At 63.4% G+C, this 16,192-nt stretch carries 17 protein-coding genes; 9 read left to right on the plus strand and 8 right to left on the minus strand.

Translation table 11 applies throughout. The features are described 5' to 3' along the window. Nucleotide 1 precedes the first annotated feature (1 nt). The 3 genes from LZ005_RS10225 to LZ005_RS10235 all read left to right on the plus strand — a co-directional run bounded on the left by LZ005_RS10225 (nt 2) and on the right by LZ005_RS10235 (nt 2,068). The gene (locus tag LZ005_RS10225) at nt 2-646 is read left to right on the plus strand and encodes an ankyrin repeat domain-containing protein (protein ID WP_237807583.1); all 645 of its coding nucleotides are present in this window, start codon (nt 2-4) and stop codon (nt 644-646) included. Between the two features lie 88 nt (nt 647-734). After that, nucleotides 735-1,655, plus strand: coding sequence for a methyltransferase domain-containing protein (locus tag LZ005_RS10230; protein ID WP_237807585.1), 921 nt, complete (start codon nt 735-737; stop codon nt 1,653-1,655). Between the two features lie 224 nt (nt 1,656-1,879). Then, complete coding sequence (locus tag LZ005_RS10235; RefSeq protein ID WP_237807587.1) at nt 1,880-2,068, plus strand: hypothetical protein; 189 nt, start codon at nt 1,880-1,882, stop codon at nt 2,066-2,068. 1 nt (nt 2,069) lies between these two features. Here the strand turns inward: LZ005_RS10235 and LZ005_RS10240 are convergent, their stop codons facing one another. From LZ005_RS10240 to LZ005_RS10270, 7 genes are all read right to left on the minus strand, one after another. Next, complete coding sequence (locus LZ005_RS10240; RefSeq protein ID WP_237807596.1) at nt 2,070-3,401, minus strand: sulfite reductase subunit alpha; 1,332 nt, start codon at nt 3,399-3,401, stop codon at nt 2,070-2,072. Beyond that, nucleotides 3,398-4,396 carry an FAD:protein FMN transferase gene (locus LZ005_RS10245; RefSeq protein WP_237807598.1) on the minus strand — a complete coding sequence of 333 codons (999 nt, stop codon included), beginning with the start codon at nt 4,394-4,396 and terminating at the stop codon, nt 3,398-3,400. The genes LZ005_RS10240 and LZ005_RS10245 overlap by 4 nt, the downstream gene beginning before the upstream one ends. Continuing rightward, nucleotides 4,393-5,193 carry a DUF4198 domain-containing protein gene (locus LZ005_RS10250; RefSeq protein ID WP_237807600.1) on the minus strand — a complete coding sequence of 267 codons (801 nt, stop codon included), beginning with the start codon at nt 5,191-5,193 and terminating at the stop codon, nt 4,393-4,395. Before LZ005_RS10250 ends, LZ005_RS10245 begins: the two co-directional genes overlap by 4 nt. Next, entirely contained in the window at nt 5,190-5,705 is a 516-nt protein-coding gene (locus LZ005_RS10255) for a DUF2271 domain-containing protein (RefSeq protein ID WP_237807614.1), read from the minus strand. The genes LZ005_RS10250 and LZ005_RS10255 overlap by 4 nt, the downstream gene beginning before the upstream one ends. Nucleotides 5,706-5,711: 6 nt before the next feature. Continuing rightward, nucleotides 5,712-6,338 carry a PepSY-associated TM helix domain-containing protein gene (locus LZ005_RS10260; protein WP_237807616.1) on the minus strand — a complete coding sequence of 209 codons (627 nt, stop codon included), beginning with the start codon at nt 6,336-6,338 and terminating at the stop codon, nt 5,712-5,714. Nucleotides 6,339-6,420: 82 nt separating this feature from the next. Further along, the gene (locus LZ005_RS10265) at nt 6,421-8,391 is read right to left on the minus strand and encodes a U32 family peptidase (protein ID WP_237807619.1); all 1,971 of its coding nucleotides are present in this window, start codon (nt 8,389-8,391) and stop codon (nt 6,421-6,423) included. Between the two features lie 177 nt (nt 8,392-8,568). Beyond that, the gene (locus LZ005_RS10270; RefSeq protein WP_237807621.1) at nt 8,569-9,717 is read right to left on the minus strand and encodes a hypothetical protein; all 1,149 of its coding nucleotides are present in this window, start codon (nt 9,715-9,717) and stop codon (nt 8,569-8,571) included. 43 nt (nt 9,718-9,760) lie between these two features. Between LZ005_RS10270 and LZ005_RS10275 the strand changes: the two genes are divergently transcribed. Further along, on the plus strand, nt 9,761-10,597 hold the full coding sequence (locus LZ005_RS10275) for a CHAD domain-containing protein (RefSeq protein WP_237807623.1): 837 nt from the start codon (nt 9,761-9,763) through the stop codon (nt 10,595-10,597). A gap of 2 nt (nt 10,598-10,599) precedes the next feature. On the opposite strand, the gene LZ005_RS10280 is transcribed toward LZ005_RS10275, so the two are convergent. Further along, nucleotides 10,600-11,880: a nucleotide sugar dehydrogenase gene (locus LZ005_RS10280; protein WP_237807625.1), complete on the minus strand. Its 1,281-nt coding sequence runs from the start codon at nt 11,878-11,880 to the stop codon at nt 10,600-10,602. A 222-nt stretch (nt 11,881-12,102) separates the two neighbouring features. Here LZ005_RS10280 and LZ005_RS10285 point away from each other — a divergent pair, with 222 nt between their 5' ends. The 5 genes from LZ005_RS10285 to LZ005_RS10305 all read left to right on the plus strand — a co-directional run bounded on the left by LZ005_RS10285 (nt 12,103) and on the right by LZ005_RS10305 (nt 16,175). Beyond that, the gene (locus tag LZ005_RS10285; RefSeq protein ID WP_237807627.1) at nt 12,103-13,179 is read left to right on the plus strand and encodes a glycosyltransferase; all 1,077 of its coding nucleotides are present in this window, start codon (nt 12,103-12,105) and stop codon (nt 13,177-13,179) included. 3 nt (nt 13,180-13,182) lie between these two features. Next, nucleotides 13,183-14,304, plus strand: a complete 1,122-nt coding sequence (locus LZ005_RS10290; RefSeq protein ID WP_237807629.1) for a glycosyltransferase family 4 protein — start codon at nt 13,183-13,185, stop codon at nt 14,302-14,304. 64 nt (nt 14,305-14,368) lie between these two features. After that, entirely contained in the window at nt 14,369-14,656 is a 288-nt protein-coding gene (locus tag LZ005_RS10295; RefSeq protein ID WP_237807631.1) for an acyl carrier protein, read from the plus strand. Then, on the plus strand, nt 14,653-15,465 hold the full coding sequence (locus tag LZ005_RS10300; protein WP_237807639.1) for a hydrolase 2, exosortase A system-associated: 813 nt from the start codon (nt 14,653-14,655) through the stop codon (nt 15,463-15,465). Before LZ005_RS10295 ends, LZ005_RS10300 begins: the two co-directional genes overlap by 4 nt. Next, the gene (locus LZ005_RS10305; RefSeq protein WP_237807641.1) at nt 15,462-16,175 is read left to right on the plus strand and encodes a serine aminopeptidase domain-containing protein; all 714 of its coding nucleotides are present in this window, start codon (nt 15,462-15,464) and stop codon (nt 16,173-16,175) included. Before LZ005_RS10300 ends, LZ005_RS10305 begins: the two co-directional genes overlap by 4 nt. Nucleotides 16,176-16,192 lie beyond the last annotated feature (17 nt).

Consider the following 16,192-nt stretch of genomic DNA (forward strand, 5'->3'; position numbering starts at 1 on the left):
TATGCGGATTCTGAAATGGATTCCGCTGCTGGCCAGCCTCATCATGCCGGTCGCGCGCGCCGATGATGCGGTCGAGTTCTTCCGTGCCGTTCAAATCGACAACGTCAGCGGTGTGCGCAGCCTGCTGGCGGCCGGACTCGATCCGAATATTGCCGAACCCTTGCGCGGCGAAACCGGGCTCATCCTCGCCTTGCGTGAAGAGGCGCCGCGCGTGTTCGAGGTCCTGCTGGCGGACCCGCGCATCCGCGTCGAAGCCCAGGCGCGCAATGGCAACACTGCCTTGATGATGGCCGCGTTCAAAAAGAACCTGCCTGCCGTGCAGGCCTTGCTGGCCAAGGGTGCGGCGGTCAATCGTCCGGGCTGGACGCCGCTGCACTACGCGGCTGCCGCCGGCGCCGATGACATCGTCAGCTTGTTGCTGGCGCGCGGGGCCCAGCTCGAAGCGCCGGCCGAAGCCGGCCTGACGCCACTGATGATGGCGGCGCGCGAGGGGCATGAATCGACCACCTTGCTGCTGCTGAGCAAAGGGGCAGACCCCGCCCGCGTGAATTCCGAGGGCAAGGACAGCGCTCAGCAGGCCGAACAGTATGGACGTGGCCACGTGGTCACGGCCATCCAGCAGTTCCGCGCACATTCCAAGAAGTAACGAGGAAACACCCCCTAGCTCCGCGTATTGATCCCGGACACACGCTTGCATAATCGATACATCAAGCGTTGCCTTTCACGAGGATCACATGTTGAACGAACGAGAGATCGAAAGCTGCTACCTGGGGCAGTTTATTCCGGTGCAATACCATCACAATATGCTGATGGACCAAAACCGGATGGGCGGCTTCAAAGCCGCAATCGACTATGCCGTCAAACCGGGGATGAAAGTGCTGGAACTCGGTGGCGGCACGGGTGTGCTGTCCTGGTTTGCGGCTGCCAAGGCCGACAAGGTCTATTGCGTCGAGTTCAATCCCGACATGGTGCGTGAAGCGCGCCGCTTCATGGCCCTGAATCCGAACGGCCACAAGGTCGATGTGATTCACGCGGACGCCTTCGAATACCTGCCGCCGGAGCCGGTCGATGTTGTGATCTGCGAAATGATCCACGTCGGCATGCTGCGCGAAAAGCAGGTCGAAGTCATCGAATCCTTCAAACGCCGCTATGCCGCCCGCTTTGGCGGACCGCTGCCGGTGTTCGTGCCCGAAGCCGTCATCATGGCCGCACAGCCGCTGCATCAAGCCTATGATTTTGAAGGCTTTTATGCACCGATCGTGCAATTCCAGGAAACAGGCAGCAACCCGCCGGGCACAGTGGAACTGTCGGCCCCGGCCGTGTACAGCATTCTCGATTTCAGCCAACCGGTCGATCCGACCATTGCTTGGGAAGGCAAATTCCTGATCGAGCGTGCCGGCGCGCTGACGGCGGTGCGATTCATCACCAAAAACATTCTGGCCGTTGTGCAAGAGCGCTCGACGACCATCGACTGGCTGAACCACTACATGAGCCTGCCACTAGCGACGCCGATGCGCGTGAATGCGGGCGACGTGGTGCGGATCAGTTTCAATTACCGCGTGGGGGCCAGCATCCAGTCGCTGCAGGCCAATCTGCGCTGCGAAGTGCTGCACGAGGTCGCTCCCCAGGGCCAGGCGCTGCAAGCCTACGCCTAAGAGTTTCGTTTCGACGACTCCATGTTCCGGCCTTCGGGCCGGTTTTTTTTTGCCCAACAAACAAATCGGGGTCAGACCCCATTTTTCTTGGCAGATAAATGGGGTCTGACCCCATTTTTGATTTTTGCGTTCGTCCCCTCGAATCGACCGTTCGTCGGGTCGCGCTGGCTGACGGGGCAGGGCGGGGATATGCTGCAGACATTGCTAACCCGAGGTCTGCCACCATGCTTTCATTTATCGTCTGGCTCTTGCTGCTCTTCCTCTGCTGGCCGCTCGCTTTGCTGGCCTTGGTGCTGTATCCGCTGGCCTGGCTGTTGCTGCTGCCTTTCCGGATCGTCGGCATTGGCGCCGATGCGGTGCTGGAAATGATTAAAGCCATCGTGATGCTGCCGGCGCGGATTTTGCGCGGCTAGATCAATACACGTCGCGGCGGTAGCGGCCCTCGGCCTGGAGGGCGTCCCGGCTGGCTTGGCCGAGAATCTGGACCAGCGTGGCGTCGACATCCGCCGCCATCCCATGCAGGCTGCCGCACACATAGATGGCCGCGCCGCGCGCGACCCAATCTCGCAAGCGCTCGGCCTGCTGAACAAGACAATCTTGGACGTAGCGCGGGCCGCCCGGCTCGCGCGAGTAGCTGCGGTCCAGCCGCGCCAGCTTGCCCTCGGCAAGCCAGCGCTGCAGGTCTGCATCGAAATAGCGGTCCGCCGTGGCGCTGCGCTCGCCAAACAACAGCCAATTTTCGCCGCGCCCGGCGGTTGCACGTGCCGCAAGCAGGCCGCGCAGACCGGCCAGACCGGTGCCGTTGCCAATGAGGATAAGTGGTCGTTCGGCATTGCGGTCGAGGCGGAAGCGCGGGTGAGGTCGCAAACGTAGCGGCAGCACGGAACCCAGCGCGAGTTCCTGAGTCAAAAATCCAGAAGCCAGACCGTGGCCACCATCGGGGCGCTGATGCAAGCGCACGAGCAAGCGCAGCTCGTCCTCTGTCGGGATCGAGGCGATCGAGTATTCGCGCGGGTGGGTCGGGTCGGCTGGCACGTTCACTTGTACCAGGTCGCCGGCTTCCCAGCTGGGCATGGGGTCGACTGCTTTGAAATGGAGGGCATATACCGGCGCGCCCGGGCTGGCCGGGTTCAAGTACTCGCGTGCGTCCAGGCGCCAATGGCTGGGTGGTGCCTCGGTCCAGGCGCCGTCGGCAATGCCGGCCAGGCGGCTCAACTGCTGTTGCCATTGACCGATGGCTGCGCTGTCGCCACGGTCCACATCGACGCGCTCGAACAGGGGTTGAGCGCCGCTCTGCTGGAGCCATTCGTCCAGCTGCAGGCCGAACTGGCGGAAAGCTTTGTAGCTACGGTCACCCAGCGCGAGCACGCCATAGCGCATATGGCCAAGCTTGGCAGGCTCGTGCATCTGTCGTGCGGCGAACGGCGCTGCGCAGTCGGGTGGGTCGCCTTCGCCATAGGTGCTGACCAGCCACAAAACCTGGCGCTGTGCGGCCAGGTCGGCTGGCGCGAGCTGGTCGATGCCGAGGACGGCAACGCTGAGGCCGGCCGTGCGCAGACTGGCGGCCGTTTGCTGGGCCAGTCCCTCGGCGGTGCCCGTTTGCGAGGCATGAACGATCAGCCAGTCGCAGGCTGTGGCGGGCTTGTGCCGGCGCGCCTGGTGTCGCCGCCACGCCTGCCAGACAATGCCCGCATAGGCCAGGAGCAATCCGGTAGCGCCCAACAGGCGCGGCGTTTCGAGAATCATGATGCCAAGCGCTCCCAGGCGCTGGAACTTGCTTCCTGCAGGCCGGATTCGGTTCGCCACACGAGGCGTGCGGGCAGGCCAAGATGCTCGGCGAAACGCAGCCCGGCTTCCGGCCCCAGTACATTGATCGCGGTCGACAAGGCATCCGCCTGCATGCAGCTTGGATGCACGACGCTGACGCTGGCCAGACCATGCGTGATCGGCCGCCCGACGCGCGGATCGAGCGTATGACTCAGGCGTTCGCCGTCGATTTCAGTCCAGCGGCGGTAGTCGCCCGAGGTGGCAATGCTCAGCCCGTGCAGGGCCAACAGCGCGGCTTGTTCGCCCAGCTCCGGCGGATTCTCCACCTCCACCCACCATGGCTGTCCATCGGGTTTGCAGCCGTGACCGCGCAGCTCACCACCAAGTTCCACCAGAAAATGCTGATACCCCCGGGCCAGCAGAATCTCCGCCATGCGGTCGACGGCATAGCCCTTCGCGATCGACGACAGATCGAGCAGCACGCCACCGGGCTGCAGCAGTTCGCCCGGTTGTGCGCGCCAGTCGAGCAAGGCCCAGGACTGGGTCAGCGCTGCGCACTCGGCGGGCGCGGGCGGCGTGTAGCCGGGCTTGGCATAGGCTTCGCCAGGGCCGAAGCCCCAGGCATTGACGAGTGCGCCCGCGGCGGGATCGTAGGCGCCGCCGGTCTGCCGCGCCAGGGCCAGGGCGGCGTCCATCACCTGGGCGAAGCGTGGGGGCAGACGGTGACGGCTGCCGGCCGGCGCGTGGTTGAAACGGCAGAGTGTGGATTCCGGCTCCCAGTGGCTCATCTCGGCCACGATCTGGTCGAGCTCGGCCTGAATCGCGTTGCGCAGCGCATCCAGCGCGGGGCTGGCGGCGGCCAGGCGCAGCGACCAGCTGCAGCCCATGCTGTCGCCAGTCAGGCTGTGCACGGTGCTGCCTGCTGGCGGCGCGTCCGGATGTATTTCGGCCGGAATCAACACACGGCGATTCACTGCGGCAGAATCTCCAGCGTGGCCGCGTAGATGTAGCGGCGCGTCGTGCCCGGCTGGGGCGGGCCGCCGGCTGCCGGCAGGCTCGCGTTCAACCAGTACATGCCCGGCTCGGGCAGAGTGATGCTGGCCTCGCCATTGGCGTCGGTAGTCAGGCGGCGCTCGTTCAGCACACCGCGGTAGCGCACGCCGCCGGGGATCAGGCTGAAGGCGAGATTGGCCGCCGGCTTGCCATCGAGCAGGAATCGGAAGCGCGCCTTGTCCCCTTCATGCAGCTCGGTCGGATGGGTAATCGGCACCAGCTCCAGACCTTCGCCGGTCGGCTTGAAGGCGCCATTGCTGGGGGCATTGGCCGTGAAATAGGTTTCGATGCGCTGATGTTGGAGGATGATGCGCAGGTCCTCGGCATCCTTCGGCACATCCTTGGCGATACTCTCTTCAGTGCCGTTCACGCGCTTCATTTCGCCATTGACCTTGAACATGGCCATTGCGCCTCTGCTGGCCAGCACCAGTTTGTAGGTGCCGTTCTGAGTCAGCTTGAAGTCGGCGACCGAGCGCAGACGCCCGGCCGTGGCGCCGGTGACCGGCTGACGGCTGCCATCGGGCTGAATCAGCTGGGCGTCATCCATTTTGAGCGCGAATTTATCGAACTCGAACAGATTGTCGGACACCGCCGCATCGACGGTGACGGTCGGCTCTTTGCCTTCCACCTGGGTCGCGCTGGGCAGGAACCAGGGGCGGGCCGCTTGCGCCTGGAAGGCGAGGGTAGCCAGGGCGAGGGCGATCAGACTGCGTTTCATGGCGCCACCTGCAGGCTGATGTTACCGACTTCTTCTTTGCCTTTGGCGCTGAAAGTCTGCTTGCCAGTCACTGGCAGGCGGAAGGGGATGCGCACCAGCTCGCGGCCGCCGGCTTCACGCGCGACTTCAACGGCCAGCGTGTAGTCGCCGGCCGGCAGCTTGTCGAGCTCGGCTTTTTTGGCCGGGAAGCTGATCGTGTGTTCGCCCGTGGTCTTGGTGGCGCCGGAGACGCCATCGACCGGGTAGCTCAGATCGCGGCCGACTTTGCGCCAGAAGGTGCGCATATCCTTCAGCCACTTGGTGCCGCCGTTATCGCGCTTCTTGATGTCATACAGCACGGCCAGCGGCGTGACGACCGACTGGTCGCCCTTTTCCAGCCACATGGCGATGTAAGGACGGTGGTATTCCGCAACGTTCATCTGCGGAATTTCGATCTTCACGCTCAGGTCGGCCGCGAGGGCGCAGGTGCTGAGCATGGGCAGGCCAAAGGCCAGTGTGGTGGAAGCTTTCATCGGCAATCAGTGAATGAAGAGAATGGCAATCAGAACAGGAATCAGGACACCCAGACCCAGCACCGGCCAGGTCGAGGGCCGCTGTGTCGCGTGGTACTTCAAAATCAGAAAGCCGGTCACGCAGAACACCAGACAGGCAATCGCAAACAGGTCGATGAACCAAGTCCAGATGGGCCCGGTGTTGCGGCCTTTGTGCAGGTCATTGAGCCAGGAAATCCAGCCGCGCTCGGTAAGCTCGTACTCGGCGTCGCCGTTGCTCAGATTAACGCGCAGCCAGGCATCGCCGCCGGGACGCGGCAGGCCGACATACAGCTCCTCCTCGGTCCATTCGCCCAGATTGTTGGCGATGTCGGCATGCATATATTCCGCAAACCAGGCGGATGCATCGGCCGGCACCGGGGCTTTGTCATCGAGATGGGCTTGGGCGGTGGCGCGCAGCGGCGCCAACAGGGCAGGGGGCAGGGTGGCCTTGTTGCGGGTGACCTTGGGCTTGGCCTCGATCTGCGCGGCGTGGTTAAGCGTGATTCCAGTGACGCTGAACAGCAGCATGGCGAGCAGGCACAACGCCGAGCTGATCCAATGCCATTGATGGAGCTGCTTCAGCCACAGAGAATCCTTACTCAACGAACGCATAAGACAAACCGGTACCCACAAAGCTTGAGTGTACCGCATGCGCCCGCTGGAAGGGGAACAAAGCCCGAGTGCGAAAGTGGGCTTAGTGGCGCGGCCGCTGGCGATGGAAGACCAAGGGACTGTAGGGCACGGCCGAGGGCGGCGGCGAATGCAAAATACCGGGCTTCATTGCACCAACGACGTGCATCTCGCAGGGTTTGCAGTCGAAGCGCAGCGTGTAGCGCTCGCCGCCACTGACCAGGGTCATCGGTTCTGCACGCACTTGGCCTTGCACACCTTGCACGCCCTTGGCTTGCTTCGGACACAGATTGAACGAGAAGCGCAGGCAATGCTTGGTGATCATCAGCGAAACTTCACCCGCCTCCTCATGGGCCTCGTAGGCGGCCGCGATCAATTCGACGCCGTGCTTGTGATAGAAGGCGCGCGCCTTTTCGTTATAAACGTTGGCCAGATAGCTGAGCTGGGTTTCCGGGTAGGCGACGGGCGGTTCGACCGGGGCCTTGCGCGGCGGACGCTCCCAGGCAGCAAGACGTGCCGCTTCGTGGGCAGCGACCGCATCGCGGCGCAGACCATTGATGAGGGAGGCCGGCAGGAACCAGGGCTGCGACAGATTCAGGCTGATCGTCGCCGCCTCGAACATTGTGTTACCGAGTTTGCCCAGACTGGTGCGCAGGGCGGCCAGGGCCTGGTCCGGATTCTGCGCCGCTTCGCGCGCGACCTCGGCTTCCACAGCGGAATGGATGCCGTCTTCGTCGCTCACGTCAAGTCGCAGTCCCTGCGCCGTCTCGCTCAGATACAGATCGATCCGCACTTTGCGTTCGGCCGATTTCTTCTGCAGCGCAGCCTCCCACTGGTGATCCCGATTGCGGTGAATGACGACGCCAGCTTTGAGGCCGGGCAGGGTGCTCATCAACTCATTCGGGAATACGCGCCAGCGCTGGCCATCCGTGTCTTCGCCAAGCTTTTGCACCGTATTGGCCTGGATGCCGACCGTTTCGCGTTTGTGCAGATAATTGAGGCCGTCGCCATTGGCCAGTGCCGATTGCGTGAGCAGGTCAAAATGGTCGGCGCCAAGACGCGTAATCGTCCCCAATTCCACGCCCACGTATTTGGGAGAATCGAAGGCGCCGATATCATCCTGGCGGCCATTGGCGAAATAGTCGGTGTGCCCGCGGTGGAAGTTTTTATCCACATCGGGCGTAAACATTAGGGTTGTATGACCGCTGGAGGCGCGCTGGAATTCGCTGCGGCGCTCAAGAATCTCATCGAGCAGACGGCGGTAATGGCCCGTGATGTTTTTCACGTAGCCCATATCCTTGTAGCGGCCTTCGATCTTGAAAGAACGGATACCGGCATCAATCAGGGCTTCCAGATTGCGGCTCTGGTCATTGTCTTTCATCGACAACAAGTGCTTTTCGTAGGCGACCACGCGGCCCTGGCTGTCGCTGAGCGTGTACGGCAGACGGCAGGCTTGTGAACAATCGCCGCGATTGGCACTGCGGCCGGTATCGGCGTGCGAGATGTAGCACTGGCCAGAAAACGCCACGCACAGCGCGCCGTGTACAAAGTATTCGAGCGGCGTATCGGTGGCGGCGTGGATCTGGCGGATTTGTTCGACCGTCAGTTCACGCGCCAGCACCAATTGCGAAAAACCAGCCTGACCAAGGAAGCGCGCCTTTTCGACGGTACGGATATCGCACTGGGTGCTGGCGTGCAGCTGAATTGGCGGCAGATCCATTTCAAGCAGGCCCATATCCTGAATGATCAGCGCATCGACACCCGCCTGATAAAGCTGCCAAATCTGCTTTTGGGCGGTGTCGAGTTCAGCGTCGTGCAGGATGGTATTCATCGTGACGAAGATGCGCGCGCGATAGCGATGCGCGAATTCGACCAGGGCTGCAATGTCCTCAAGCGAGTTGTTTGCGTTGTGGCGGGCGCCAAATGCGGGACCGCCGATATACACCGCGTCAGCGCCATGCAGAATTGCCTCGCGACCGATCTCAGCGGTTTTGGCGGGCGACAGCAATTCGAGCTGATGTGCAAGCAGTGACATAAACAGATCCAGTCGGTTGAGGCCCGAAATTATAGCGAAATCAAGCCCGGAAGGCGCCGGATTGTCTTGCCGGGGGTGGTTTGATCTGGTACACAGGAGAGGCTCAAATCACATCCTAAACTTCGCATAATCTATATTATGTCAAATAAAGGATGCGCCTGTCGGCTCGTGCTCGGATCAAACCGGAATCAGCAAGACCAGTAGATTTTCATTGGTGAACGCGACGATCACGCCCTGTGCATTGATTTGCCGTGCGCTCACCAACACCAGGCCAGGCGGCGGGCTGCGCAAACGCTGATTCAAATCCAATAAACCTGTTCGCGGCGTCCACATCACCGCGCGGCTACCGCTGCTGCTATCCGCTTCGCCCACGATTTCATCGCGATCATTCAGATCAAAGGCCGCCGAGTACGTGCCGCCGGGCAGCTTGCCCACATCGATCAGTCCTGTCCGATATGACCAAAAGAACCCTGCGCTCACACCGATTTGTGTGCCAGCGATGTTGCCTTGACTATTCAGTGCGCGCGGAATCGCCCCCTGTTCACCAAATTCAAGCAGCGCGCCGCCGGGCGTCCAGCGAAAACCGCGGTAGGTCCCGCGGCCCAACACACCGGCGACTTGCCCCGCAGAATTGATCGCGCTGGCAATCGAAAAGCTGAGGCTGGGTTCAAGCAGAATGGTTCCGCGCGCACGGCTCCAATAAAACGCCTGCTCAAATCCTTGCGGCACGGTGCTGGTCCCAGCCACCTCGCCTGCTTGGTTGACGCGCAACGAAGGAAACACATCACCGGGCACATGCAAATCTTCTGCAGTGCGCCCTGGTTGCCAGAGAACGGCGCGGGCTGGAGTTGCCTGATCGAGCCGGCGCGAGACGCCGACGACTTCGCCACGCGCGTTCAGGTCGGTTGCAATCGACTCATCGGCGCATGGCAGCGGGCACAGCTCGGTGAGTCCACTTGTGGCATCCCAGCGAAAAGTGTGGAAGCGGTTCTCGCCAAACAATCCTTGCCCGGCGATCTGCCCGCGAACATTCAACGCGATGCGGGCGACACTTTCTTGATCGGCAAGGCGCGCGACGCGCAGGTGTTGATTTCCCGTCCAAAAGCTGGCGAACAGATTGCCTTCGTCGTCACGTTCGGCATACGCCAGCTGGCCCTTGGCGTTCAAGTCAAAACTCCAATGGCCAGCATCAGGATGTTCACTGATCTGCAAAATGTCGTACAGTGGCAGGGCTTGTTGACGGGCTTGCTCAGTGCTGCCTGGACCGCATGCCCAGGTGGCCAGGCAGGTCGCCACGCCAAACAGTTGCTTGAGATAATTTCGCATATTGCACCTCAGTTCGAACCCGAAACGCAGGGTGGAAGGAACTATGCAGAAGCAGGCCAGGTCCGTATCACTCGTCGCCCTGCTCCGCCAGGCATTCAGCGACTGCATGGCGCAATGGCAGGCCACTCTGCCCGGCGCGCTGCACGGGGATGGCGAAAGCGTGCATCAACTGCGAGTCTGTCTGCGCCGCCTGCGCACTTTGCTCGCGCTTGCGTCGGCGCCTCCCGCGCTGCGCGCGGCTGTGCGTGCTGAGGCTGGCGTGCTCGGCCAACTTCGCGACTGGCAGGTTTTGGCAGATCAAACCTTGCCGGCAGTCGCTTCGCCGGCCGACATTGCTGCATGGATGCCGTCCCTGCACGTGCAAACGCACCAGGCATGGAAGGCGGCTCAGCGACAGATCGGCGATGCGACCCTGCGCACGCAGGTGCTTGCTTGGGTGCGCGATTTTCCCGTCATTGCATCGGCCGATCCTGCGCCTGACCAAAGTATTTGGCTGCTGCCAGCCAGCCGCATGGCGCGCACGGCCATCGGTGCGGCGCGTAGGCGCGTTAAGCGTCGTCTACTTACGCTTCGATTGCGCGACTTCCATAGTTTTCATCGTGCACGCATCGCGATCAAGAAAGAGCGCTACCTTCTGGAATTGTTTCTCCCTGCCGTAGGTGGGGCGCGCCAACGCCGCCGCCTAAGCGACTTGGTCAGCGCGCAGAGTCAACTTGGGCGTGCCAATGATCTGGCGGCTGCCCTGCGTTTGCTGCCCGTACTGGAGCAGGCCCAGCCCCTGCCGCCTGCTCTCAGTCGGGGACTGCGCGACAAGCTCCAGACCGAGACCAGGCGAATTCTGCGGGCAGCCCGGCGCGATGTGCTCACGCGCCTTGTCTAGTCCTACAGGCGCCACACCTGCCAGCCGGCCGAGCGCAACGGTTGCGGGTCGAACTGCGATTTCACGTCGATAAACACACCGGACGGCTGCAGCTTGCTCTCCCAACTGGAGACGTCGTGCGCGAGAAACTCGCGGTGCGGCACTGCTGCCACCAGGGCTTCTGCAGCCGGGAGGTCTTCCCACGGCTCCAGGTGCAGGCCGTATTCATGTTCGGCCTCGGCCGCACTGGCAACCGGATCGTGCACGTGGACCTCGATGCCGTAGGACGTCAATTCACGAATCAGGTCCACGACCTTGGAATTGCGCAGATCGGGACAATCTTCCTTGAAAGTCAGGCCCAGCACGTTCACACGCGCCCCCTTGAGCTTGGCGCCGTTGCGCACCATTTCCTTGACGGTTTTTTCAGCGACGAACTTGGCCATCAAGTCATTCGTACGGCGGCCGGCCAGGATCACGTCCGGGTGGTAGCCGAGCATTTGCGCCTTGTGCGTCAGATAGTAGGGGTCGACGCCGATGCAATGGCCGCCAACCAGGCCCGGGCGGAACGGCAGGAAATTCCACTTGGTGCCTGCGGCGTTGAGCACTTCGAGCGTATCGATGCCAATGCGGTCGAAAATGATCGCAAGTTCGTTCATCAGCGCGATATTCAGGTCGCGCTGGGTATTTTCGATGACCTTGGCGGCTTCCGCCACCTTGATGCTGGAGGCGCGATGCACGCCGGCCTTGACGATCCGTTGGTACAGCACGGCAATCCGGTCGAGCGTGTCGGCGTCGTCGCCGGAGACAATCTTGCGTACGGTTTCGAGCCGGTGTTCTTTGTCCCCGGGATTGATGCGCTCTGGCGAAAAGCCGACATGAAAGCCTTGCTTCCAGCGCAGGCCGGAGCTGCGTTCGAGCTGGGGAATGCAGATTTCCTCGGTCGCGCCCGGGTAGACCGTGGACTCGAACACGACCAGCGCGCCCGGGCGCAAATGACGTCCCACGGTTTGGCAGGCGCTGATCAGGGCGCTGAAATCGGGATTGCGCGCGGCATCGACGGGCGTCGGCACGGCGATGATGAGGACATTGCATTCGCTCAGCAGATCGGGCTTGCTGGTCATGTGCAATTGCGTGGCAGACTGAAATTCCTCGGCGCTGACTTCGCCGGCGGGATCATGTTGGCGCAGATATTGTGAGATTTTGAATTCAGACAGGTCGTAACCCAGCGTGGGCATCTGCCTGCCAAATGCAATGGCTAGCGGCAGACCAACGTAACCGAGACCGACAACTGCGATGGTGTCCATATGCGCTCCTTCGGCGATGTCTTGGGAGCGATGATAGGAAGCGCGTGGGCGCGTCCGTTTGAGGCGGCACAAGCGGACCCCTCCCTTTCCAAAGGGATACACGCCATCATTCCCCAAGTGCAATTTGATGGCCTTGAGCGGCCTCAAAGCCCGTGCACTGGGCAAGCGTGCGCGGACTGGCGCTTCCTATAATCGACCGCGTGCCCACTTCGTGCGCGCCCCATGGAGCCCTATCTCAACTTCCCCCTCGCGTCGGCCCGTTTGCCGGATGCGCCTCTGCTCGTGCATGCGCTCGGCGCGCCACGCTTTTCGGGGCGCAGCACGGGTCTGCGGCACATGCTGATGCAGTCGAGCCTTGCCCATGTGCGCCATCTGGTCCTGGTCACCTCGGGCGACGCTGGCTTGGCGGGCGATTTCCGCGAGGTCGGCATTGCCACCTGTGTGTGCGGAAAGCAGCGCAGTTGGTGGCGCCGCTGGCAAATTCTGCGGGCCTGGCGCCCCGCCCTCTTCCATTCGCACGACCGGCGCAGCCTGCCCTGGCAAAGCCTGGCGGCCTTGTCCGGCGTGCCGTGGCGCCTGCATGCGGAAGGCAGCGTGTCCGGCTGGGCACGCATGTGCGTGCATGGGCATGCTTCGCGCGAGGCCGCCAATATTCCGAGTGGTGTCGACAGCCTGCAATTTCACCCCCGTCTGGGGCCGCCGGCACGCGTCGGGCCGCCCGGCTTCATGAATGAGCATGGCATTGTCATCGGCAGCGTCGCGTCCTTCGATGCGCGTCAGGATGTGCGGCCGCTGGTGCAGGCCTTCATTCAGCTCTGCCATTTAGGCTTGCCCCTGTCCGAACATCTGCGCCTGTTGATTGTGGGTGATGGCGAGCAGCGCCATGCCTGTCTGGACATGCTGACCCAGGCCGCTTGCTCGCACCGCGCCTGGCTGCCTGGTTTGCGTAAAGATGTACCGCAGCTGTTGCGCTGTATGGACTTGTTCCTTTCGACGGCCGCCGGCCCGAGCGGTGAGACGGCCTTGCTCGAAGCCATGGCCACGGGCTTGCCCCTGATTGTGCCCAAGGCCAGTGCCCATGCGCATCTGGTCGAGCCGGGCGAAAGCGGCGCACTGCTCGGCGCGACGGACAGCAGCCACGTGGCTGCCGCCATTGCCGCCTATTTACAGCGGCCGGAATTGATGCGCCAGCACGGACGCCAGGCGCGGCAGTTGGCGATTGCCCGCCATAGTCTGCAAAGCACGGCCGCGGCCCACGCGCAACTCTACGACGCCTTGCTCGCCGCCAGCCGGGTGTGAGCCATGCGCATCCTGCATGTGCTGGACCATAGTCTGCCAGCGCGTACCGCGTATGCGCGCCGCGCCGTCGCCACCGTGCGTGCCCAAAGACAGTTGGGCTGGCACACCGTGCATCTGACGGGGCCGGCGCAAGGTTTGCAGCAGGAACACGAAGCCTGGCCCTGCTACCGGACCCAGCCCGCCCCGCCCTGGCTGTGCAGCCGCCGACTGTGGCGCGCGGGCGCTGAATGGTGGCAACTGCGCTCACGGATTCGCCAGGTCATGCAGCTGACGCGACCGGATCTGCTGCACGTGCATTCCCCCGCAAGCCATGTGCTGGCAGCGGCGCGTCTCGGTCGGCCGATTTTGTTCGATATCCACGGCATCTTTCCTGAACAGCCGCAGGCGGTCAGCCGGACCGAGCGTGCCGCACTCGGGGCAGCCGCCGCCATCGTTTGTGACAGTCGCGCCCTGCGCTCGGAAATCCAGCGTTGGGTGCGCCCCGCCCTGCCGATCGCCGTGGTGCCGGACACACTCGGCTGGACCGAATCCGAGCCCGCTGAACCCGATCTGCGCGACTGTGGCCGCCCACTGCTCGGCATGTTCGGGCCGCATGGAGAACCGCAAGGGACGGCGCTGGCCATTGCAGCCCTGCCCGCACTGTGCAGGCGCTTTCGCGGACTGGGCCTGGTGCTGTTTGGCAGCGGCGCGGATTCGCCTGTCTGGACGCAACTGGCCGCTTCGCTGCAGGTGGGCCCGCATCTTCATCTGCGTCCCGAGATCGCGGCCGCCTACACGCGCGCTGTGGACGTGAGTTTGCTGCCGAGCTTGTCACATCGCGCGGCCGAGCTGCTCCCGCCGCTTCAGGCGCTGACCGCCATGCGCCAGGGCGGCCTGATCGCCGCTTCCGACGTCGGTGGGCACCGCGAGCTGTTTGAGCACGGCCAGACGGCGCTGCTGTTTCCTGCCGGCAGTGTTGAAGGCCTGGTCGACGTGCTGAGCTTGTTTCTTGCCCATCCGGAGGCCTGGGAAGCGATGCGCCTGGCCGCCCGCCGGCGCGCGTTGCATGACTTCGACGAAACTTCCGTCGCCCAGACTTACCGCCCCTTGCTCGAGGGCCTGCTGCGACCCCTTGCGCGCGTTTGAGAAAGCTCAACCGACCCAGGGAGTGCGAGAGTCTAATAAACCTGACAACTCAGGAGCCCGCACCATGAACCGCCAGCCACCCGCCCGTCCCCTGCCCCAGCCTGCCGTACCCAGTCTGGACGACCTCAAGCGGGTGCTCGGCCATACGCTGGGCGTGCCGGTGCAGATGCTGCGTCCCCAAACTGTGTTGTACGGCAATTTGCCCCGCTTCGACGAGCGTGCCATGCGGCGCATTGCCGCCGCCCTCGAACACCAATTTCATATCGTTATCGATGATGAAGACATCGATCCGCGCCATTTCGCCAGTGTGGCCGCTGTGGCTGCACTGGTCAGCCTCAAACTGGAAGAATGAACGCGCCGTTTTCATCCACGCCGCCGGTGGAGCCCTTCTACCTTGATGCCGAACACGGCCTCAGGTTCTGCCTGCACCATCCGCCGCATCCGCTGCGGCCGCAGCGCGGCGCCATCATCTACCTGCCCCCGCTCGGTGACGAAATGGAGCGTACGCGCCGCATGGCCCACCTGCAGGCGCGCGCTTTTGCGGCGCAAGGCTTCGCTGTGCTGCAGCTCGATCTGTTCGGTTGCGGCGATAGCAGTGGCCAATTCGCCGATGCGCGCTGGCCGATCTGGCAGGCCGATGTGCTCCAGGCCCAGGCCTGGCTGGCGGCGCGCTACCCGCCGCCCTACCTGCTGTGGGGCTGCCGCTTCGGCAGCCTGTTGGCGTTGGAGCATGCCGCACGCTTTGGCGCCCATGGGCTGATCCTCTGGCACCCGTTCCTGTCCGGCCGCAGCTGCCTCAGCCAGTTCCTCCGCAGCGCCGGCCCCTCGATTGTCAAACTGCGCTCTCACCTGTGGCAACACGGACATCTCGATGTCGACGGCTACAGCCTGTCGGCCGAACTCGCGCGCGACATCGATTGTCTGGATCTGCCGCGCCTGCAGCTGCCGGCTTGTGATATCGACTGGTTCGCTCTGCCAGGCCCGGCCGGGGCGCGCTCCGAGACCCAGGTCCTGCGTCTGGCCCAGGATTGGCAGCGCCACCAAGTGCGTCTGCGCTTTCATCCCGTCAACGGCCTGCCCTTCTGGTCGAGCCGCACCATCCTTACCTGCCCAGCCTTGCTGCGCGCCACCCGCGTGCTCAGCGAACTGGAGCCGGTATGAAATCCCGATTGCAGGCGCTCCGGTTCACGTGCGCCGGACAACATCTGGTGGGGGTGCTCAGCCTGCCAGAGCGCCCGCTGCCGCGCGGCTTGCTGCTGCTCCCCGATAGCCGCCAGACCCGTAGCGGCCAGCATCGCCAGTTCACCCTGCTGGCCGAAGCCTTGGCCGCACGCGGCATTCCGGTGCTGCGCTTCGACCCGCGCGGCACTGGCGACAGCGAGGGAAAGCAACACGCCTCCGATCAACTTGATGAGGATTTACACGCCGCCCATCTGGCGTTTCTGAGCGCTTGCCCGGGTCTGAGTCAGGTCGTGCTGTGCTCAGTCGGCGATGGCGCGGTGGCGGCCAGTCTGCACGGGCGAAGCGCGCCGAAGCTCGGCGGCATTCTGCTGGTAAATCCGCAGGCGCGTGCGCGCGAAGTCCACACGCGCAGCGACCTGCACGAACAAGTGTTCTGGCGTACCCTATGCGCCAATGGCAGCGCCAGACTCGTTGCCTGGTTCGCCGCCCCCAGTCTGGCCGGCCGCGTGCGGCATGCGCTGGTTCAGTACCCGGGCGAGGTGGGGGTGCTGCTCATCAGTCCGCCGCAAGCCAGCGAGGATTTCACGCGCAGTCTCATGCGTCAGCGCCCCGGGCTCTACGTCCGCCATCTGGCCGGCGCGGACAGCGAACTGGCCCTGGCCACCGCAAGCTGGATGACCTCCTGGTAGCCAGGCCCACATGCAGG

Source organism: Massilia sp. TS11 (genome assembly GCF_022012445.1).
GTDB lineage: Bacteria > Pseudomonadota > Gammaproteobacteria > Burkholderiales > Burkholderiaceae_D > Telluria.